Source organism: Lysobacter sp. TAB13, from assembly GCF_052113885.1.
GTDB classification, from domain to species: Bacteria; Pseudomonadota; Gammaproteobacteria; order Xanthomonadales; family Xanthomonadaceae; genus Lysobacter; species Lysobacter gummosus.
The window spans coordinates 34,723-54,747 of sequence record NZ_JBFRDR010000004.1; the positions used below are offsets into that span (position 1 = coordinate 34,723).

19 protein-coding genes and 1 tRNA gene are annotated in these 20,025 nt (G+C 67.0%); 12 read left to right on the forward strand and 8 right to left on the reverse strand.

Going from position 1 to position 20,025, the window contains the following annotated elements; all coding sequences use genetic code 11:
- Positions 1-138: 138 nt before the first annotated feature.
- The gene (locus AB4Y92_RS06280) at positions 139-600 is read right to left on the reverse strand and encodes a global regulator CLP-associated N-acetyltransferase (RefSeq protein ID WP_441818856.1); all 462 of its coding nucleotides are present in this window, start codon (positions 598-600) and stop codon (positions 139-141) included.
- A gap of 6 nt (positions 601-606) precedes the next feature.
- Positions 607-1,296, reverse strand: coding sequence for a cAMP-activated global transcriptional regulator CRP (gene crp, locus AB4Y92_RS06285; protein WP_082124483.1), 690 nt, complete (start codon positions 1,294-1,296; stop codon positions 607-609).
- Between the two features lie 213 nt (positions 1,297-1,509).
- On the opposite strand from crp, the gene speD reads away from it, so the two are divergent.
- A complete protein-coding gene (gene speD / locus AB4Y92_RS06290) occupies positions 1,510-2,304 on the forward strand; it encodes an adenosylmethionine decarboxylase (RefSeq protein WP_057944221.1) in 795 nt (264 codons plus the stop codon).
- Positions 2,305-2,703: 399 nt separating this feature from the next.
- On the opposite strand, the gene coq7 is transcribed toward speD, so the two are convergent.
- Genes coq7 through AB4Y92_RS06305 form a run of 3 tightly spaced genes read right to left on the reverse strand, consistent with a single transcriptional unit; the run spans position 2,704 to position 4,694 of the window.
- Entirely contained in the window at positions 2,704-3,345 is a 642-nt protein-coding gene (gene coq7, locus AB4Y92_RS06295; protein ID WP_441818857.1) for a 2-polyprenyl-3-methyl-6-methoxy-1,4-benzoquinone monooxygenase, read from the reverse strand.
- Positions 3,342-3,497, reverse strand: a complete 156-nt coding sequence (locus AB4Y92_RS06300; protein WP_441818858.1) for a DUF6053 domain-containing protein — start codon at positions 3,495-3,497, stop codon at positions 3,342-3,344. Before AB4Y92_RS06300 ends, coq7 begins: the two co-directional genes overlap by 4 nt.
- Before the next feature lie 24 nt (positions 3,498-3,521).
- Complete coding sequence (locus tag AB4Y92_RS06305; RefSeq protein WP_441818859.1) at positions 3,522-4,694, reverse strand: (Fe-S)-binding protein; 1,173 nt, start codon at positions 4,692-4,694, stop codon at positions 3,522-3,524.
- 167 nt (positions 4,695-4,861) lie between these two features.
- Between AB4Y92_RS06305 and rplM the strand changes: the two genes are divergently transcribed.
- From rplM to AB4Y92_RS06320, 3 genes are all read left to right on the forward strand, one after another.
- The gene (gene rplM, locus AB4Y92_RS06310; protein ID WP_057944217.1) at positions 4,862-5,290 is read left to right on the forward strand and encodes a 50S ribosomal protein L13; all 429 of its coding nucleotides are present in this window, start codon (positions 4,862-4,864) and stop codon (positions 5,288-5,290) included.
- A gap of 9 nt (positions 5,291-5,299) precedes the next feature.
- Positions 5,300-5,692 carry a 30S ribosomal protein S9 gene (gene rpsI / locus AB4Y92_RS06315; protein WP_057944216.1) on the forward strand — a complete coding sequence of 131 codons (393 nt, stop codon included), beginning with the start codon at positions 5,300-5,302 and terminating at the stop codon, positions 5,690-5,692.
- Between the two features lie 72 nt (positions 5,693-5,764).
- Positions 5,765-5,839, forward strand: a tRNA-Gln gene (locus AB4Y92_RS06320).
- Between the two features lie 114 nt (positions 5,840-5,953).
- On the opposite strand, the gene AB4Y92_RS06325 is transcribed toward AB4Y92_RS06320, so the two are convergent.
- Positions 5,954-6,460 carry a GNAT family N-acetyltransferase gene (locus AB4Y92_RS06325; RefSeq protein ID WP_441818860.1) on the reverse strand — a complete coding sequence of 169 codons (507 nt, stop codon included), beginning with the start codon at positions 6,458-6,460 and terminating at the stop codon, positions 5,954-5,956.
- Positions 6,461-6,734: 274 nt separating this feature from the next.
- Between AB4Y92_RS06325 and AB4Y92_RS06330 the strand changes: the two genes are divergently transcribed.
- Together AB4Y92_RS06330 and AB4Y92_RS06335 are read left to right on the forward strand one after the other, a co-directional pair.
- Positions 6,735-7,286 (forward strand): ECF-type sigma factor, encoded by a 552-nt coding sequence (locus AB4Y92_RS06330; RefSeq protein ID WP_441818861.1) that lies wholly within the window; start codon positions 6,735-6,737, stop codon positions 7,284-7,286.
- 28 nt (positions 7,287-7,314) lie between these two features.
- Positions 7,315-10,098: a protein kinase domain-containing protein gene (locus tag AB4Y92_RS06335; protein ID WP_441818862.1), complete on the forward strand. Its 2,784-nt coding sequence runs from the start codon at positions 7,315-7,317 to the stop codon at positions 10,096-10,098.
- Between the two features lie 329 nt (positions 10,099-10,427).
- On the opposite strand, the gene AB4Y92_RS06340 is transcribed toward AB4Y92_RS06335, so the two are convergent.
- Entirely contained in the window at positions 10,428-12,395 is a 1,968-nt protein-coding gene (locus AB4Y92_RS06340) for a peptidoglycan DD-metalloendopeptidase family protein (RefSeq protein ID WP_441818863.1), read from the reverse strand.
- A 491-nt stretch (positions 12,396-12,886) separates the two neighbouring features.
- On the opposite strand from AB4Y92_RS06340, the gene AB4Y92_RS06345 reads away from it, so the two are divergent.
- Together AB4Y92_RS06345 and maiA are read left to right on the forward strand one after the other, a co-directional pair.
- Positions 12,887-13,873 (forward strand): fumarylacetoacetate hydrolase family protein, encoded by a 987-nt coding sequence (locus tag AB4Y92_RS06345; protein ID WP_441818864.1) that lies wholly within the window; start codon positions 12,887-12,889, stop codon positions 13,871-13,873.
- Between the two features lie 188 nt (positions 13,874-14,061).
- The gene (maiA, locus tag AB4Y92_RS06350; protein ID WP_441818865.1) at positions 14,062-14,724 is read left to right on the forward strand and encodes a maleylacetoacetate isomerase; all 663 of its coding nucleotides are present in this window, start codon (positions 14,062-14,064) and stop codon (positions 14,722-14,724) included.
- 179 nt (positions 14,725-14,903) lie between these two features.
- Here the strand turns inward: maiA and AB4Y92_RS06355 are convergent, their stop codons facing one another.
- Positions 14,904-16,019: a PilT/PilU family type 4a pilus ATPase gene (locus AB4Y92_RS06355; protein WP_441818866.1), complete on the reverse strand. Its 1,116-nt coding sequence runs from the start codon at positions 16,017-16,019 to the stop codon at positions 14,904-14,906.
- A gap of 98 nt (positions 16,020-16,117) precedes the next feature.
- On the opposite strand from AB4Y92_RS06355, the gene AB4Y92_RS06360 reads away from it, so the two are divergent.
- From AB4Y92_RS06360 to AB4Y92_RS06375, 4 genes are all read left to right on the forward strand, one after another.
- A complete protein-coding gene (locus AB4Y92_RS06360; RefSeq protein WP_441818867.1) occupies positions 16,118-16,498 on the forward strand; it encodes a DUF4398 domain-containing protein in 381 nt (126 codons plus the stop codon).
- Positions 16,495-17,133 carry a hypothetical protein gene (locus tag AB4Y92_RS06365; RefSeq protein WP_441818868.1) on the forward strand — a complete coding sequence of 213 codons (639 nt, stop codon included), beginning with the start codon at positions 16,495-16,497 and terminating at the stop codon, positions 17,131-17,133. Before AB4Y92_RS06360 ends, AB4Y92_RS06365 begins: the two co-directional genes overlap by 4 nt.
- A 672-nt stretch (positions 17,134-17,805) precedes the next feature.
- Positions 17,806-18,021 carry a YdcH family protein gene (locus tag AB4Y92_RS06370; protein ID WP_057945597.1) on the forward strand — a complete coding sequence of 72 codons (216 nt, stop codon included), beginning with the start codon at positions 17,806-17,808 and terminating at the stop codon, positions 18,019-18,021.
- A gap of 449 nt (positions 18,022-18,470) precedes the next feature.
- The gene (locus tag AB4Y92_RS06375) at positions 18,471-19,841 is read left to right on the forward strand and encodes a pyridoxal-phosphate dependent enzyme (protein WP_441818869.1); all 1,371 of its coding nucleotides are present in this window, start codon (positions 18,471-18,473) and stop codon (positions 19,839-19,841) included.
- Positions 19,842-20,025: the final 184 nt, after the last annotated feature.

Consider the following 20,025-nt stretch of genomic DNA (forward strand, 5'->3'; position numbering starts at 1 on the left):
TCAGCTCGCCGCAGCACTTCCGGCAAGCGGCTCCGCGCTTGACGAATCAGGCGATCGGATCGGAAAGCATCGGGGCTGAAGCCCCTCCCACAAAAGACTTCGTGGCGGCGAGCAGTCGCCTCAGGCGCTGTATATCTGTCAGTCGCCCAGCGTCTTGACGAACTTCAACGACCCATCCGAGTACCCGCAACTGCGGTAGAACTCATGCGCCTGCGCGCGGCGGACGTTACTGGTGACCTCGATGCGACTGACGCCATCGCGGCGGGCGCGGCGTTCGACTTCGCGCAGCAGCTGCCGGCCGATGCCCTGGCGATGGCAGGACTGGGCGACCACCAGGGCGGTGATCCGGGTCAGGTCGGCGCCGTGGGTCAGCGAATAACGGGTGTGACTGGCGACCAGGCCGCAGGCATGGCCGTCGATTTCGGCCAGCAACAGGTAATGGCGGGGGTCGTCGTGGAGGGTGGCGATGCGCTCGATGGCCTCATCGCGGGTGCAGGGATAGCCCAGCTGGCCGAGCAGTTCGGCTACGTCGCTGGCATCGCCCAGCTCCGCGAGCCGCACCGAGGGTGCGGTCTGCGCAGAGGGGGCGATACGTCCCATCGAGGCTTAGCGGGTCCCGTACAGGACGACCGTCTTGCCGCGAGCGTGCAGTTTGCCGTCGGCCTGCAGCTTCTTGAGCACGCGTCCGGCCATTTCGCGGGAGCAGCCGACCAGGCGCGAAAGCTCCTGGCGCGACACCCGCAACTGGGTGCCCTGCGGGTGACTCATGGCCTCGGGTTCCTTGGCCAGGTCGTGCAGGGCGCGGACGATGCGGTCGGTCACGTCGAGGAAGGCCAGGCGGCCGGCCTTGCGGCTGGTGTCGAGCAGGCGCCGGGAAATCTGCGCGCCGATCGCATACAGCAGCTTGGGCGCGTCCAGCGACAGCCGGGTCAGCAGCAGGTCGTAGAGGCGCTCATGGCCGATCTCGGCCAGTTCGCAGGTGGCCCTGGTTCGCAGGATCACCTCGCGATGGTCGCTCTCGATGAACAGGCCGAGTTCGCCTACGAACTCGCCGGGGCCGAAATAGCCCAGGACCAGTTCGCGACCGTCTTCTTCTTCGGTAATGATGCTGACCGAGCCGGAAACGACGTAATACAGAGTGCTGGCCGGATCGCCGGGGCGGAACACGTCCGTACGGGACGGGTAACGCCTGCGGTGGCAGTGGGCCAGGAAACGTTCGATCGTCGCGCCGTCAGGCAACAACGGGCTATTGGTTCGGCGCAAAGCAGTCAAGGGGGCTACCGGGTTGGCGGACATTGGAATGGGCTTCGTTTTCGGCCGAGCTTAGGGCGATACGGCCGCTGGAGCAAATCCTGCCGCTGAAAATGACGGGCCGATAGAGAGCGATGATGGAAGTTCAGTGGCGGTCACGCTTTTGTCACCAATACAGTCCAAAAACACCATGCGTTTCCCCCCGGGGCCAATTGCCTCATAATCTCGGCCCTCGCCGTCCGTCCGGAATCTTACTCAGTGGTCAAGCCGTTGCCGCGCCTGCGGTTGCAGGGTTTTAACAACCTCACCAAGGCCCTCTCGTTCAATATCTACGATGTTTGCTTCGCGGCTTCAGAAGACGAGCGCCGCCGGTATATCGAGTACATCGACGAGGCGTATAACGCCGACCGCCTCACCCAGATCCTTACGGATGTGGCGGAAATCATCGGTGCGAATATCCTGAACATCGCCCGCCAGGACTACGACCCGCAAGGGGCGTCGGTCACGATCCTGATCTCGGAAGAGCCGGTGATCGACAAGAAGGACGCCGGCAAGGAGATCATCGCCGACGCCGTGGTGGCGCACATGGACAAGTCGCACATCACCGTGCACACCTATCCGGAAACCCATCCGGACAACGGTATCGCGACCTTCCGCGCCGACATCGACGTGGCGACCTGCGGGGTGATTTCGCCGCTGAAAGCCCTGAATTACCTGATCGAGAGCTTCGAGTCCGACATCGTGGTGATGGACTACCGCGTGCGCGGCTTCACCCGCGACATCAAGGGCAAGAAGCACTACATCGATCACAAGATCCACTCGATCCAGGACTACCTGGCCAAGAACATCAAGTCGCGCTACGAGATGATCGACGTCAACGTCTATCAGGAAAATATCTTCCACACGAAGATGCACCTGAAGGAATTCGACCTCGACACCTACCTGTTCGAAGAGAAGGCCAAGAACCTCTCGTTCAAGGAGCGCATGAAGATCGAGGCGCGCCTGCGCCGCGAGATCGAGGAGCTTTACCACGGGCGCAATCTGGCCGATTGAGGGCCGGGCTTGGGGATTCGGAATTCGGGATTCGCCAAGGCGAGGATCGGACCCGATTCGCCGTGGCGCCCGGTCCTGCCGGGACGTTCAGAAAAAGGCCGGCGCAAGCCGGCCTTTTTCGTTTGCGCAGTTTGTCTGCAAAGCGCGGCTTGTCTCCCTCTCCCGCTTGCGGGGTGAGTGGACGCTGTTTGCGAGCCATCGGCTCGCGCGTCCGCGAACGCCCAAACGCTATGCGTTTGGGCCGGGGCGGGGCGGGGTGAGGGCGAGCGCCGCAGGCGCGAGGGCTTCAGGGATTCGCGCGACCGGAAAGTCCCTCACCCCAGCCCTCTCCCGCAAGCGGGAGAGGGAGCAGGAGCAGGGCGGGGCTCGGGGCGGGCGTAAAAGGGCCCTGGCCGGGTTTTAAAGCCGGTAAGCCACCGTCTTCATCAGCTTCGAGGCCGCCGCCATGATCGTCGGCACCGGCATCGGCAGGATCCGCGCCCCGGCGTTTTCGGCATTTTCCGCGTGGCGGGCCTCATCGGCCTTCATCGTGCGCAGAATCGCCCGGCTGCGCTGGTCGCTTTCCGGCAGCGATTCCAGGTGTTCGTCGATATGCGCCTCGACCTGGCGCTCGGTCTCGACCACGAAACCCAGGTTCCAGCCATCGCCGCGCAGGCCGGCCAGCACGCCGATGCTGAAGCTGCCGGCGTACCACAGCGGGTTGAGCAGGCTGGGCCGGCTGTCGAGTTCGCGCAGTCGGTCGGCGCACCAGGCCAGGTGATCGGTTTCTTCCTGGGCCGCTTCCAGCAGGTGCTGGCGGGTGGATTCGTCGCGCGCCACCGCCGCCTGGCCGCAGTACAGCGCCTGCGCGCAGACCTCGCCGACGTGGTTGATCCGCATGAGTCCGGCGGAATGGCGCTTTTCGGCCGGTTCCAGCACCAGCTCGGCGGTGTTGCCGGCCGGATTCGGGCGCTCGGCGCCGGGGGCGCCGAAAACGGTGTCCAGGGCGCGCTGAGCTTCGCTGAGCACGCGATCCAAGGGGCTGAGTGCGCGAGGGTTCATGCGCCGATTCTACGGCGCGGGCGGCGTAGAAGTCGTTTACGCGGCCAGGACAAATCGTCCGGGGGCGGTTGTGTGAGGGCTGCAGCCCCGAGGCTTTCCGATCCGACTGCGGCGACCTGAGCCGAAAGCATCGGGGCTGAAGCCCCTCCCACAACAGCGGAAAGCCAAAGCAGGAATCAGCCCGACGGGGTTTCTTCCAGGCACTGGGCCAGAAACTCCAGCGGATGCTGCACCGGCGCCGTCGTGCCGTTGCCCAGGTGCAGCCGGCAGCCGATGTTCGCGCTGAGCAGGCGCGTCGCGCCGCTGCGCAGGAATTGATCGATCAGCGGCGCGCGGTATTCGGCCGCGCGCTCGGGGTCGGCGAACATCTGCGTGCCCGAGGCGCCGCAGCAGCCATAGCCGGCGTCGAGTTCGATCACCTCCAGCCCGGGCACGCCGGCCAGCAGGCGCCGCAGCGCCGGCACCGACTTGACCACGTTGCGCTGGGTGCAGGGCAGATGCAGGGCCACCCGCTGCGGGGTCGCGCGCCAGCGCAACGCGGCGGCGCGCTCGCCGAGGAAGCTCAGTGCATCGACCGTGCGCACGCCGCCGCCCAGCGCATGGGCGACGCCGTCGTGACAGCCGCTGGCCAGGGTCAGCACGGTGTCGTGGCCGGCGAAGGCGGCGCGATTGCCGGCCGCCAGCCGCGCCGCGGAATCGCGGTTGCCGGCGTGTTCGTGCAGCGCGCCGCAGCAGCCCTGGCCGGCGACCGGGTCGAGTTCGACCCCGAGCGCGCCGCACAGCCGGGCCAGGGCCGCGCGCAGCGGGCTTTCATAAGCTTGGGCGACACAACCCACGAACAAGCCGACCCGGGCCGCCGGGGCCGGCGTGGCGGGCCTGGACGGCCAAGGCACCGGCCGGGGCGGGCGCGGCAGCGGCCGCAGCGAGGCGGGCAGCCAGCCATGGGCGCGCCGGTACAGGCCGAGCCCGGCGTTCAGCCAGCGCGGCCGCGCCGCCAGGCCTTCGATCAGGCGCTGGCGCCAGGCCGGCGGGCGCCGTTCGCGCTGGCGCTGGCGCGCCTGGACCAATAATTGGCCATACTCCACGCCGGCCGGGCAGACCGCTTCGCAGCTGCGGCAGCCCAGGCAGTGGTCCAGATGGGTATCGGCGACGGCGGTCGGGGCGATGGTGTCCAGCGCCCAGGCCCGGGTCAGCGCGATCCGGCCCCGCGGCGACTCGGTCTCCAGCCGTTCCAGGCTGTAGGTGGGGCACACCGGCAGGCACAGCCCGCATTGGACGCAGCGGTCGGCCAGGGCCACCAGCGGGTCCAGGACCGGCGGGGCAGGGGGCGGCGGGCGTGCGGCGGGCATGCGGCAGATGCTAGCGCAGCGGCCGCCGACTTGCGGAGGGGTGCCCGGGCCGCTATCATTCCGCCTCTTTCGTTCCACAAACACAACGCGAGGCGAAATTCCGCCCCCGCTTCCCGCTGGGAAGCACGGCGAAATCAGCCCGACCACGCACCCATATAAGAGTTTTCATGAAGACTTTCACCGCCAAGAACGAGACCGTCCAGCGCGACTGGTACGTCGTCGACGCGTCGGGCAAGACGCTCGGCCGTTTGTGCTCCGAACTCGCGCGCCGTCTGCGCGGCAAGCACAAGCCCGTCTACACCCCGCACGTCGATACCGGCGATTACCTGGTGGTAATCAACGCCGAAAAGATCACCGTCACCGGCAAGAAGCTGCAGGACAAGATGTACTACCGGTTCACCGGTTACGTCGGCAACCTGAAGAGCGAGACGCTGGGCCAGGCGCTTGAGCGCCACCCCGAACGCGTCATCGAGATCGGTGTGAAGGGCATGCTGCCGAAGAATCCGCTCGGCCGCGCCATGTACCGCAAGCTCAAGGTCTACAAGGGCTCCGAGCATCCGCACGCCGCGCAGCAGCCGCAGCCCCTGGACATCTAAGGTACGAACATGGCCATCCAACACAATTACGGCACCGGTCGCCGCAAGTCCTCCACCGCTCGCGTGTTCCTGCGCAAGGGCGAGGGCAAGATCACCATCAATCAGCGCACCATCGAAGACTTCTTCGGTCGTGAGACGGCGCGCATGATCGTGCGCCAGCCGCTCGAGCTGACCCAGTCGACCGACAAGTTCGACGTCAATGTCACCGTCTCCGGCGGCGGCATCACCGGCCAGGCCGGTGCGATCCGCCTGGGCATCGCCCGCGCGCTGGTCGAGTACGACGAAACCCTGAAGTCCGAGCTGCGCAAGGCCGGCTTCATGACCCGCGACGCCCGTGAAGTCGAGCGTAAGAAGGTCGGTCTGCACAAGGCTCGCCGCGCAACGCAGTTCTCCAAGCGCTAATCGCCGTTTGCTGCGTTTTTCGCAGCATCCGGTTTTTGCAGCTTCGAAGTTTTGCGCTAGAATCCGTTCCATAGCCCCGTCGCCAAGCGGTAAGGCACCTGACTCTGACTCAGGCATTCGGTGGTTCGAATCCATCCGGGGCTGCCATACCCAAGCCGGTCGCTGCAATCCAACGCAGCCGATCGCAACGAAAAACCCGCCAATCGGCGGGTTTTTTGTTTTCAGGGTCGGGGCGATGCGGCATTCGTGGCCGCGGCGAACTCATTCGTCATCCAGCGGCCGGATCAGAGTGATCTCATCGCGCAGCGGTATGCCGTGGCGGCCAAGCCGCGCGATCGCCGGATCGGCCTCGCGTTCGCGATCGATCGCGCCCGGCGCCAACCGGTACAGGCGAAAGCCGCGGCGCTGATAAAAGCGCAGCGCATCCAGATTGTCGTTGGTGGTGCGGGTCAGCAGCCGTCGCAAGCCCAGCGCGCGGGCGCGTTGCGCGGCGAGTTCGACCAGCGCCGTGCCCAGGCCGGCACCGGGCGAAACCGCGTCCAGGGTGACGATCTCGGTCTGAATATCGTCGTCGAGCAAGGTCGCCAGGCCGGCGATGCTTTCGTCGCCCGACTGATCGGGCCCGGCGGCGCAGGCGATGAAGCCCGGCAAGGCCGCGGCGTCGATCGCGCGTCCATCGAGCATGATCGTCGCCGTGCCCCAGCGCCGGGTCAGAAAGCCGCCGATGGCGTCGCGGTCGGCGGCTTCAATGGCGCGGGGCACAGGCATAAGGGTTCCGAGCATGGCGGGCCGTTCACTGTAAGGGCGCAAACGCGGCCGGTGTATCGCGCGATGCGGCGCTTGGCGTGGCGCAAACGGCGCCCGCGCAGGCCGGCACCGGCGCCCGCCGGCGGGCCGTCCGCGCACACCGCCCAGGCCGGCGACCCGTCGAACCGTGCCGTCCGTCGCGTCTGCGACCTGCCGCCTCGCGCATTCTGCCTCTGCGCCGCGCCCGCTCGGCTACCATCCGCGCGCAGGGGCGAAGCGGCGTCGGGGGACGCGCATGAGCGAGGATCTGACTCGATTGCTGCACGACTGGCGCGGTGGCGATATCGCCTCGCGCGATCAATTGTTCGCGCAGGTCTACGACACCCTGCGCGGCATGGCGGCGGCGCGCCTGGGCGCGCGCGGCGGCGACCGCACGCTGCAGGCCACCTCGCTGGTCAACGAAGCGCTGATCCGGCTGATCGGCAGCGACGTGGATTGGCAGGACCGCGCGCACTTCTACGCGCTAGCCTCGCTGAAGATGCGCTCGGTGCTGGTGGACGAAGCACGGGCGCGGGCGGCCGACAAGCGCGGCGCGCGGCCGGTGATGCTGACCTTGTCGCACGCCGATCTGCAGGGCGGGCAGACCGTCGGTTTCGATGTGCTGGCCTTGCACGACGCGCTGCAACGTTTGTCCGAACGCGACCCGCGCGCCGCGCGCGCGGTCGAGATGGCGTATTTCGGCGGCATGGAGCAGCGTGATATCGCCTGTGTGCTGGAAGTCTCCACGCCCACGGTCGAGCGCGATCTGCGTTTCGCCCGCGCCTGGTTGAGCCAGCAGTTGAGTTGAACCGGCCCCGGGCCGCGCAGGAGACGATATGCAAACTCAGCGTTGGCAGGAACTGCGCCGCTTGTTCGATGCGGTCTGCGATCTGCCGGCCGAGAACTGGCGCGAGCGGTTGCGCGCGCTCAGCGACGACGATTCGCTGATCGAGGAAGTCCTGCAACTGCTCGGCGCGCAGACCGAGGCCTTCGGCCAGGTGGCGCGGCCGCTGGGCGAATTGCTCGCCGACAGCGGCGGCAGCGAATTGCAGGCCGGCGACCGGCTCGATGCCTGGTTGCTGGTCGAGCGATTGGCCAGCGGCGGCATGGGCACGGTGTTCACCGCCGAACGCGTCGATGGACTGTTCCGCCAGCAGGTGGCGATCAAGCTGCTGCGCAGCAACGCGGTCAATCAGGAAGAATTCGCCCAGCGTCTGGCGGCGGAGCGGCAACTGCTGGCCGAACTGCAGCATCCCAACATCGCCCGCCTGTACGACGGCGGCACCACGCCGACCGGGCAGCCGTATCTGGTGATGGAGTACGTGCCCGGGCGTGCGCTGGACGAATACTGCGAATGGCGCGCGCCGGATCTGCGCCAGCGCCTGCATCTGTTCCAGCGCATCTGCGGCGCGGTGCAGACCGCGCATCAGCGTCTGATCGTGCATTGCGACCTCAAGCCCGGCAACGTGCTGGTGCTGGACGACGGCGAGCCGGTGCTGCTGGATTTCGGCATCGCCCAGGTGCTGGACCGCCAGCAAAGCGACGGCGAACGCAACAACCACTTCTGCACGCCGGCCTACGCCAGCCCGGAACTGCTCGGCGGCGCGCGGGTCAGCGTGGTCAGCGATGTGTTCGCGCTCGGCGTGCTGCTGACCGAGTTGCTGGCCTGCAATACGCTGGGGCGCACGCTGGCCGATCGCGATACGCCGGTGCCGCTGCCGAGCGCGCTGGCGCAAGCCGATTGCGCGTGGCGCTCGCAACTGCGTGGCGATCTGGATGCGATCGCCGCGCGCGCCTGCGAGCTGGACCCGCGCAAGCGCTATTCCTCGGTCGAGGCCTTGTCGCAGGACATCGGCCGCCATCTGGACTGGCGCACGGTGACCGCGCGGCCGCCGACCTGGAGTTACCGCAGCACGCGCTATCTGCGCCGGCATTGGCGCGAAGCCGCCGCGACCGCGACGGTGCTGTTGCTGGCCGGCGGTTTCGTCTGGCGCGTCACCACCGAGCGTGCGCGCGCCCAGCGCGAGGCCGCGGTCGCCGAGCAGGTCAGCGAATTCCTGGTCTCGGCCTTCGACGCCGCCGACCCGCGCATGCGCGGCGCGCGCGCCGACGAGGAGGTCAGTGCGCGGCAAGTGCTCGACGCCTCGGCGGCGCGGATCGAGCAAGGCTTGAACGACACGCCGGCGATCCGCGCGCGGTTGCGCGCGGTGCTCGGCCGCGCCTACCGCAACCTCGGCCAGCCGCAGCGCGCCGAGGCCTTGCTGGATCAGGCGGCGAAGGAATTTCTCGATCCGGCGGTGGCGCGTCCGGATCAGGCCGCGCAGGCGCTGGCCGAGTTGTCGCGTTCGATGAGCGACCGCCAGTACGGCCCGCAGGCGGTCGCGGTCGCGCGGCGCGCGTTGGCGCTGAGCGAAGGCGAGGGCGATCCGCGCGTGCTGGCCGATGCCTACGACACCCTCGGTCTGGCTCTGGTCGCCGACAATCAGTACGACCCGGCCGAGCGGGCCTTCGAACAATCGCGGCAACTGCGCGGCAAGTACGCGATGGTGCAGTCGCCGGAAGAGCGCGCGGCGATGCTCGGCCGTCTGGCGCAACTGTATCTGCGCCGCGGCGAACTCAAGCGCGCCGAGCAGACCTTCCGTGAGGCCTTGCAACTGTCGCGGCAGATCGGCGCGAACACGGTGGCGGTGCAGCTCAATCAGTTCGGCTTGGCCAAGGCCTTGTTCGGGCAGGGACGCGCCGAGGACATGCGCCGCGAGCTGGTCGAGAACCTGATCCTGGCGCGCGATCTGTACGGCGAGCAGAGCGACATGGTCGCCAACATCCATTCCGATCTGGCCAACGCCGCCCAGGATCTGGGCGAGACGCGCCAGGCTGACGAGCACTACCGCGCCGCGCTGGCGATCCTGGGCGTGGTGGCCGGCAAGCGCAGCCTCGACTACGGACGCGTGCTCAACAACTGGGCGGTGCTGGCCGACGAGCGCGGCGATGTCGGCGAGGCCGAACGGCGCTGGCGCGAGGCTTTGTCGATCCGGCGCGAGCACCTGGGGCCGGACGAACGGCGCGTGCTGCGGGTGGAAAGCGCGCTCGGGCGGCTGCTGGCGCGCAGCGGCCGCACCGAGCAGGCGCAGCCGTTCATCGAGCACTCCATGTCGATCTGGCGCAAGCAGCACGGCGAGGATCACGCCGGATTGTTGATGGTGGAACTGACCCGGATCGAATGGCTGCTCAGCCGCGACCGCCTCGACGAGGCCGGCGCGGAACTGGCGGCGCTGAATGTCGCGCAGGGCGAATACAACGCCTTCATGCTCGCGCGCATTCCGGCGCTGCAGGCCGAACTCGCGCAGCGCCGTGGCGACTGGGGCGAGGCCGAGCGCGGCTGGGCGCGAGTGGTCGCCGACAGCGCGCAGGCCAGCGGCGAGCAGCAGCTCAAGACCGCCAAGGCGCGGGTGCCCTACGCCGAGGTGCTGCTGGCGCGCGGCGATGCCGCCGGGATGCGGCAGCAACTGCAATCGGCCGCGCCGGTGCTGCGGCGCGAGTTGCATCGCGAGTCGGAATTGTTGCGGCGGTTGAATGCGCTGGAGAGTGGCGAGGCGAGGTTGCAGATGGCGGTGAGGTGAGGGCGTGGGTGAGAACAGGCCGTAGGCCCCGTACCCACCACGGTCGTCATTCCCGCGAACGCGGGAATCCAGTGTCTTTAGTCTCCACTACACGAAAGTCGCTGGATTCCCGCGTTCGCGGGAATGACGATTTGAGGAGGCGCGCTACGGTGGTGTTCTCCGCCGGAAGTGCTTCACTCGCAACCACACTGCTGCCGATGACCATCGCCCAAACAAAAAAACGCCGCCCGTAGGCGGCGTTTCTCATTGCGCTGAACCAAACTCCTGCGCCGAACTGCCTTTCAGGCTGGGCCGGCCAAACCGCGGCAGGCCCAGCCCCACTCAGGCAATCACTCGATCGCCTGCACATCCACCAGGCGCAAGCCCTTGGTGGCGTACTTCTCCGAGGACTGGAACAGACCCTGCCAGCCCTTGACCGCTTCCAGCGCATGGCCGCCGGAACCGGCGCGGAACACGCCGACGTAGTTGCGCACGCCCGCATCGACGAAGGTATCGACATCGATCAGGCGGTAGCCGTTGTCGGACAACTCATCCCACTTCGCGGTGAAGCCGCTCCACGAGGTCGAACGCCACAGCGCGGTGCTGTCGGTGCCTTCGCGGTAGACGCCGACGAACTGACGCTGACCATTGCCGATGTCGAAGCTTTCCATGTCGATCAGGCGCAGGCCCAGGCCCTTGGCGATTTCGCGCTGATTGGCGAAGGCGCTGAAACCGGTGTGGCTCCACAGGCCGGCGTTGCCGGTGCCCGGACGGAACACGCCGACGTAATGGCGGGTGGTGCCGCTCAGGTAGGTGGTCATATCGACCAGGCGCTGGCCGTCGTCGCTGAGTTCCTTCCACACCGCGGTGAAGTCCTCCCAGCTGTCGGCGTTGTACAGAGCGCCGTTGCCGGTTTCGCGCTTGAACACGCCGATGAAGTGACGGTCGCCGTTTTCGACGTAGGTGTCGATGTTCTCCAGGCGGAAGCCGTCGGCGATCATCTCGGCGCGCTTCTGGGTGAAAGCGGTCCAGCTGGGCTTGTTGATGCGCATCTCGATCTCGTTGCTGGCGCGCCACACACCCAGGTAGGTCTTGTTGTCGGTTTCGGCCGCGTCGAACGCGTACGGGGTGCTGGCCGGATACAGCAGGCTGAAGGGATGCGGCGCGGAGTGGTTGCTCAGCGCGGTCCAGTCGGTCGGATCCATGCTGTTGGCGCCGGCCATCGCGGTGGCTTCGGTGCGGGTCAGGCTCTGCAGCTGGGTGAAGGTCATCGGACGCGGACGCACGGAGTTGCCGACGCACGAACCCGGCGAGGTTTCCTGGCTCACGTGCACATGCACGTGGGGGCCGCTGGATTGGCCGGTGTAGCCGACCTTGCCCAGGTACTGGCCTTGCTTGATGACGGCGCCGGGCACCAGCAGTTCGGCCGGGATCGAGCCGGGCTGCATGTGCGCGTACAGGGCGACTTCGTTACCGCTCTGGATCTTGAGGAAGTTGCCGCCGGCCGAATACTGGCCGGTGCTCGGCGCGATCGGCTCGGGCTCGATTTCCTTCGGCACGCGCGGATAGTTCTTCCACTCCGGCAGATCGTTGAGGCCTTCGCAGACGATGCCGTCGGCCATCGCGTACAGCGGCAGGCCATAGGCGCGGCGGCCTTCGGGTTTGGTCGAATCCGCGCCCGGACGCTTGTCGTCCCACGAGTCGCCGTCCCAGCCGGTGACGCTGTTGTCCAGACCGTAGGCCTGGCTGCCGCCGACGTGGTTGCTCGAGGTCTGCCAGGCTTCGTTGAAGCGCAGATCGGTGGCCTTGCCCGGGAAGCGCAGCGGGCCGTTGTCGTTGGTGGCGGCGGCGAAGGGCAGGTTCTTGATCACCGGCGTGGAGAAGCCCTGCACGTAGACCGCGACCTTGACCGTGGTCGGGTAGGGCGCGCTGATGATGATCGGGAACGAGGCCGGCACGTCCGGCGCATTCGGGTCGGCGTTTTCGTAGTCGCAATTGCAGTTCTGGAACGCGTACTGGGTGCCCGGGGCGATTTCGACCGGGGCCAGGAAGTTGGACGCGAGCTGGTTGAGGATTTCGACCTTGGTGATCTTCAACGGCGTGGCGCCGTCGTTGCGGATACCCATGCGCAGGGACACGCGGCCTTGCTTGGCGCCGCCGACCTGGGCCGGGCCGAGCGCTTCGAACACGACCTTGCCGTCCTTGATCGGGTTGACGACATCGATGGTGAGGGCCTGGGCGTTGGCGCCGCCGGCCAGGCACAGGGCGAGCGCGGCCGGCAGGGCGCGCAGGAGCAGCGAAGAGGACTGGATTTTCATGGTGGACTCCATAGGCATGATTGGAAAATCACGCGGTCGCAGAGGGACGAGCCCTCAACTCGGTGGAGCCGGGATTCGGGATTCGGGACTCGGCGGGCCCGGCGCTTCACCGCGGGCCTTGCGAACACCAAATCCGGAATCCCAAATCCCGGCTCCACGTGGCTGGGTCTGTCCCGGCGAACCCGGGCGTGACCACGCCGCGCTTAACTCAACAAACCGCACAAGGGCGGCCGGACCCATCAACGGATTTCAAATTTTTTTTCGGGCCGGCCCGGAAGGCGGCAAAATGGCCGGGCAAACGGGCGGCGACGGGCTTGGGCGGGGCGCGCAAACGCAGTCCCGGCGGGCCTTGGGCGGCGGAACGGCGGGTTTCGCGGCCGGTCCGGACCCGCCGCGCGAGCCCTGCGACCCATGCGGCTGCCAATGGCGCCGCTAGTGGTTACAATTGAAACCATTGCGCCGCGGCGCCCTGAAACGACATCGAGGTCTGGATGAAGCTTGGTTCCCTGAAGGAAGGCGGCCGCGACGGCACGCTGATCGTCGTCTCGCGCGACCTGAGCCGCGCCGTGCGCGCCACCGGCATCGCGCCGACCCTGCAGCGCGCACTGGAGGACTGGTCCAACACCGCGCCGCGCTTGAACGCCTTGTCCGACGCGCTCAACGAGGGCAGCGCCGACGGCGCGTTCGATGTCGATTTCGCCGCGCTCGCCGCGCCCTTGCCGCGCGCGTACGAATTCGTCGATGGCAGCGCCTACCTGCCGCACGTCGAGCGCGTGCGCCGCGCCCGCGGCGCCGAAGTGCCGGAGAGCTTCTACAGCGACCCGTTGATGTACCAGGCCGTCAGCGCCGGCTTTTACGGCCCGCGCGACCCGGTGCGCGTGGTCAGCGAGGACTACGGCATCGACCTGGAAGCCGAAGTGGTGATCGTCACCGACGACGTGCCGATGGCGGTTACCTCCGAGGATGCCGCCGGCCACATCCAGCTGATCGGCCTGGTCAACGACGTCTCGCTGCGCAATTTGATTCCGAACGAACTGGCGAAGGGCTTCGGCTTCCTGCAGTCCAAGCCGCGTTCGGCGCTGAGCCCGGTGTTCGTGACTCCGGACGAACTCGGCCCGGCCTGGATCGACAGCAAGGTCCATCGCCCGTTGACGACCCACATCAACGGCGAATGGTTCGGCGCGCCGGAAGCGGGCATCGACATGCAGTTCAACTTCGCCCAACTGGTGGCGCATGCGGCCAAGACCCGGCCCTTGTCGGCCGGCACCATCGTCGGCTCGGGCACGGTCGCCAACGAGGACACCAGCCTGGGCGCATCGTGCTTCGCCGAGCGCCGCACCGTGGAAACGCTGGAGCACGGCAAGCCGCTGACCCCGTTCATGAAGTTCGGCGATGTGGTGCGCATCGAGATGCTCGATGCCGACGGCAGCAGCCTGTTCGGCGCGATCGAGCAGCGCATGGAGCGGCCTTCCGCCTGACGGCGCCGCGCGCGGGACGAGTGGTCGCTCGTTCCGGCGTGTTGCGGCGCGCATCCCGGTAAGGTGCGCGTCGACGCATGGACGTGTGCGTGGAAACGAGGCGCCAGTCGCAACCCCGGCATTGCGATCGACCCCGCACGCACGCGTTCCTCGTTACTCTCCACTCGGTTCTCTTTCAAGGCCATCCGGTGAGCGATCAACTGCGGCTGTATTCGTACTGGCGTTCCAGCGCGTCCTATCGCGTGCGCATCGGGCTCAACCTCAAGGGCCTGGATTACGAGATCGTCCCGGTCCATCTGGTCCGCAACGGCGGCGAACAGCACGATCCGGCCTATCGCGCGCTCAACCCGCAGGGACTGGTGCCGGTGCTGCAGCACGGCGCGCGCACGCTGACGCAATCCATCGCGATCCTGGAATACCTGGACGAAACCTGGCCGCGGCCGAACCTGCTGCCGGTGACCGCGCGCGACCGTCATCGCGTGCGGGCGATCGCCCAGACCATCGCCTGTGAAATCCACCCGCTCAACAATCTGCGCGTGCTGCAGTACCTGGACGGCACCTGGAACGTTCCGCAGCCCGAGCGCGACGGCTGGGTCAAGCACTGGATCATCGAAGGCTTCACCGCGGTGGAGACGATGCTGGCCGAGGACGCCGCCACCGGCACCTATTGCGAAGGCGACGCCCCGGGCCTGGCCGACTGCTGCCTGATTCCGCAGCTGTACAACGCGCGCCGCTTCGGCGTGCCGCTGGAAGCGTTCCCGACCATTCTGCGCATCGAACAGGCCTGCCTGGCCTTGCCGGAGTTCGACAAGGCGCTGCCCGAGAACCAGCCGGACCGCCCGCCGGGGTAGGTTTGAGGAGTGAGTGCAGAGGAGTGAGGAGTGAGTAAAAGCGCGGCGGTCGAGCGATAACCTGCTTTTATTCACTCCTCACTCCTCTCCACTCACTCCTAAGCAAACGGGCCCACAAGGGGCCCGTTTGCCACGGAACGCACTACTCGTTCCTCACTTTTCTAAACGCGTTCCTAGCTTCAGTGCGCCGCGGACGCGTCGTACATGTCCGCATACGGATCGTGCTCGCCGGTGCCGCCCTCGGACAGGCGGAACTTCAGCGCCAGGCCGTCGCGCGAGTCGGCCGCCTTGAGCGCCTCCTCCATCTCGATCTTGCCTTCCTTGTACAGTCGGAACAGGCACTGGTCGAACGACTCCATGCCTTCTTCCAGCGACTCTTCCATCGCCTGCTTGATCTCGTGCACCTGGCCGCGACGCATCAGATCGCGCACGTGCGGGGTGTTGATCAGGATCTCGGCCGCCGGCAGGCGACGGCCGTCCACGCCGATCACCAGGCGCTGCGAAACCACCGCCTTGAGGTTCAGCGCCAGGTTCATCAGCACGTTCTTGTGCGCGGCTTCCGGGAAGAAGTTGAGGATGCGCTCCAGCGTCTGGTCGGCGTTGTTGGAGTGCAGCGTCGCCAGGCACAGATGGCCGGTTTCGGCGAAGGCGATCGCCGCTTCCATCGTGGTCGCGTCGAGGATTTCGCCGATCAGGATCACGTCGGGCGCTTCGCGCATCGCGTTCTTGAGCGCGTTGTGGAAGGCGTGCGTGTCCAGGCCGACCTCGCGCTGGTTGACGATCGACTTCTTGTGCTTGTGCAGGTACTCGATCGGGTCCTCGATGGTGAGGATGTGACCGGCCGTGCTGGAGTTGCGATGGTCGATCATCGAGGCCAGCGTGGTCGATTTGCCCGAACCGGTGGACCCCACGATCAGCACCAGCCCGCGCGGGGCCATGATGATGCTCTTGAGTACCTGCGGCAGCTGCAGCTCTTCGATGCTCGGAATGATGCTGCGGATGGCGCGGATGACCATGCCGACTTCGCCGCGCTGCTTGAACACGTTGATGCGGAAGCGGCCGGCGTCGGGCAGGGCAAGGGCCATGTTCAGTTCGAGGTCACGCTCGAACAGCGGCACCTGGCCCTCGTCCATCAGCGAATACGCGATCTTCTTGACCATGCCCGGAGGCAGGCCCGTATTGCCGAGCGGGTACAAACGGCCTTCGACCTTGATGTACACCGGCGCGCCGGTCGTCAAGAACATGTCCGACGCGTTCTTTTCCGTCATCAGCTTCAGGAAATAGCCGATGTCCATGCATTCATACCCCTTGTTGACGGCGCGCGCCGTTGCAAGCACGCTGCCGGCTTGACGACAATGTCCGTGCGTCATCCCTTCCGCACAGCGCTCCCCTAATGCCCACAAGCTTCGCACAAATTCGTTTGCCGCTGCTGGCCGCAGTTCTCGCTTCCGGTCTGGCCGGCTGCGCGTCCACGCCTCCGCCCACCGGCGATCTGTCCGCCGCGCAGCAGGCGGTGATGCGCGCCGACGACGCCGACGCCGACCAATACGCGCCGCAGGACCTCGCCGCCGCGCGCAGCGCCCTCAGCGGCGCCCAGGCGGCGATGTCGCAGGGCAAGGACGAGGACGCCCGGCGCCTGGCGCTGACCGCCGCGGCCGAGGCCGACCTGGCCTTCGCCCACAGCCGCGAGACCCTGACCAACGCCGAACTCAACCAGCGCCGGGCCGAGATCGCCGAGTTGCGCCGCCGCCTGCAGAGCGGAGGTGGTCAATGAGCGCGCGCCTGTTCGCCCTGCGCTTCGCCGCCGCCGGCGCCTTGTCGCTGGCCTGCCTGAGCGCGCTGGCCGCGTCGGCGGACGACCCGGACGTGGCCCGGCTGGTCCAGCGCGTCAACGTCAGCGAGGCCAGTCCCGATGCCGCGCAATACGGCGCGTATGAGCGCTTGAAGGCGCGTCAGGCCATCGACGCGGTGCGCACCGCGCGCAGCCGCGACCGCGCCTGGACCTTGCGCATCGCCGATCGCCGGGTGGAAATTGCCGAAATTGTGACGCGCACCCAATTAGCGCAGCGCGAGATCGACCGTCTGGACCGCGAGCGCAGCGATCTGCTGGTCGAAGCCAGCCGCCGCGACGCCGACCGCGCCCGCGCCGAAAGCGAGCGCTTGCGCGTGCAGGCCCAGATCCAGGCGGAAGAAGCCGAGCGCCTGCGCCTGGCCGCCGAGCAGGAGACCCAGGCCCGGCAACAGGCCGAAGGCCTGCTCGACAACGTCGCCGGCCAGCAGGCCGCCAAGCTGCGGGCCGCGCGCGAGCGCGACGCCGAGCTGGCGCGCAAGGAGGCCGAGCTGCTCGGCCAGACCGGTCAGACCGTCGATACGCCGAAACCGGCCAAGCCCAAGCCGAAGAAAAAGTAACCGCCGCGCCCTCGGGCGCTGCCTGATATGCGACCACGAGCCGGCTTGTCCGGCTCGTGGCGTTTTTGTGTGGGGCGAAGGCCGCGGCAGCTTTTGTGGGAGGGGCTTCAGCCCCGATGCTTTTCGGTCAGAGCCAATGAAGCATGGGGCGACCGGATCGAAAAGCATCGGGGCTGAAGCCCCTCCCACCAAAGACTTCGCAGCCTTCGTGGACGGGTCGGATCTGCCATGCCCCAAAGCGCCCGGCGCAGCAGTTTCGCCGCCCTCAGCCGACGAACGGCCGCGTGCGATACGGCCTCATCGCAGGTGGCGCAGGCGCTTGGCGACAGTCACCGCAAGTGTGACCGCCATATCAAGTAAAACAATGGCTTGCGATCGGTTTTCCGCTCGTCGGCCATTCCTGGCGGGCACCTGAAAACGCTTGCCGATCGCCCTTGCCGGATCCAGAACACAGGAGTAGGGTCAATTATCCGAGCGCTCCGCAAGCGCTCGGCGAAGAGCCAGGCCGATGACGCAAACGCCCCTTCCGCAGGACTCCGCCGCCGCACACTCAGGTGCGGTCGGATTGCGTGAAGCCGGCGCCGCACCGCGCCTGACCCACCATCTCACGCTCCCCCGCAACGCCCTGGTCTCGCGACCGGGGCGTTTGCATTCGTGCTGAAGGAGGCTTTCATGTTCGAAGAACGACCGCAGCCTGAAATCGACGCGCTCATCAAGAGCAACCCTGAGTTCAAGCAGCTCTACCAGCGCCACAAGGACCTCGACAAGAAGGTCATGGACGCCGAGCTCGGCGTACTGCCGATCGACGACACCACCTTGGGCCAGATGAAGCGCGAGAAGCTCGCGGCGAAGGACCGGCTGATCCAACTCTACGATCAGCAACATTGATGCCGTTCGCGTGCGTGCGGCCCATCTTCGGATGAGGCGGCCACGCATGCAGCGCTGCCGGCGCGATGCCGGTTGCGCACCGGTCGGGCCCGGAAGTCCCGACTCAGTCCACATGGACCCGACCCGTCCGCGGTCGCGGCTCCAGGCTTAGCGCGGGCGGCGGCGGTCATCCTCGTCGATCGCCGCCGCCCGCGGCTACCAATCCCGATTGCGCCCGATCCCGCCGCCTGGCGGCGTTTCGCCGTGCGCGCTTTGTAGGAGGGGCTTCAGCCCCGATGCTTTTCGATCAGATCCGAGGTAACTGTGGTTGCCTTGGCGCCGCCGCGGCGAACCGAGATAAAAACTCGGGGCTCAAGCCCCTCCCGCAAACGCAGCCGAGGCGGCAACGCCCGCAAAGGCGCGGCTAGAATGGTCCGATTCGCCGCACGGTAGCGGCTAGCAGGAACCTCATGGCCATCCATTCCTCGGTACTCGAACTCATCGGCAACACCCCGATCGTCAAGGCGCAGCGCCTGGACGCGGGCGTATGCGAGCTCTACCTCAAGCTCGAATCGCAGAACCCCGGCGGTTCGATCAAGGACCGCATCGGCCTGTCGATGATCGAAGCGGCGGAAAAGGCCGGCCGGATCAAGCCCGGCGACACCCTGGTGGAAGGCACCGCCGGCAACACCGGCATCGGCCTGGCCCTGGTCGCCCAGCAGAAGGGCTACAAGCTGCTGCTGGTCGTGCCCGACAAGATGAGCCGCGAAAAGATCTTCAACCTCAAGGCCATGGGCGCGCAGGTGGTGCTGACCCGTTCGGACGTGGCCAAGGGCCATCCGGACTACTACCAGGACCTGGCCGAGCGCATCGCGAAGGAAACCCCGGGCGCCTACTTCATCAACCAGTTCGGCAACCCGGACAACCCGGCCGCGCACGAGTTCGGCACCGGCCCGGAAATCCTCGAACAGATGGGCGGCGAACTCGACGCGATCGTTTTCGGCTGCGGCAGCTCCGGCACCATGACCGGCCTGTCGCGCGCCTTCGCCAAGCTCTCGCCGGCCACCGAGTTGATCCTGGCCGACCCGGTCGGTTCGATCCTGGAGGAATACATCAACCGCGGCACCTTGTCGGACAAGTCCGCCAGTTGGATGGTCGAAGGCATCGGCGAGGATTTCCTGCCGCCGATCTCCGACTTCACCCGAGTCAAGAAGGCCTACGCGATCAACGACCAGGAAAGCTTCCTGACCGCGCGCGAGCTGCTGGAAAAAGAAGGCATCCTCGGCGGCTCCTCCACCGGCACCCTGCTGGCGGCGGCGCTGAAGTACTGCCGCGAGCAGACCGTGCCGAAGAAGGTGCTGGTGTTCGTCTGCGACACCGGCAACAAGTACCTGTCGAAGATGTACAACGACTACTGGATGCTCGACAACGGTTTCATCCAGCGCCAGCAGCATGGGGATTTGCGCGATCTGATCCTGCGGCCCTATTCGCAGCGCGATACGGTGGTGGTGGGCCCCGGCGACCTGTTGGTCACCGCCTACCAGCGCATGAAGCTTTACGACGTCTCGCAGTTGCCGGTGATGGACGGCGAACACATCGTCGGCATCGTCGATGAAAGCGACGTGCTGCTGCACGTGTACGGCGACGAATCGCGTTTCCGCGATCCGGTGTCGACCGCGATGGTCAGCAAGCTCGACAAGATTCCGGTCGCCGATCCGATCGAATCGCTGCTGCCGGTGTTCGACCGCGGCCATGTCGCCATCGTCATGGACGGGGACAAGTTCCTGGGCCTGATCACCCGTATCGATCTGCTCAACTTCCTGCGCCGCCGAGTGCAGTAAGGGCGACCGGGCCGGCCGGTGACGGGGTATTGAGTCCTGTCCCGATGACGGGGTGGGGCTTGGGGGCTATCGGCTCGTGCTGCGCCCGACAGCGTTCGCGCCTTTGGCGCTCATCCCCTCACCCCGACCCTCTCCCGCAAGCGGCGGAGGGAGATGGAGGGGAAGTCGAACGGCTCCGTCCGCC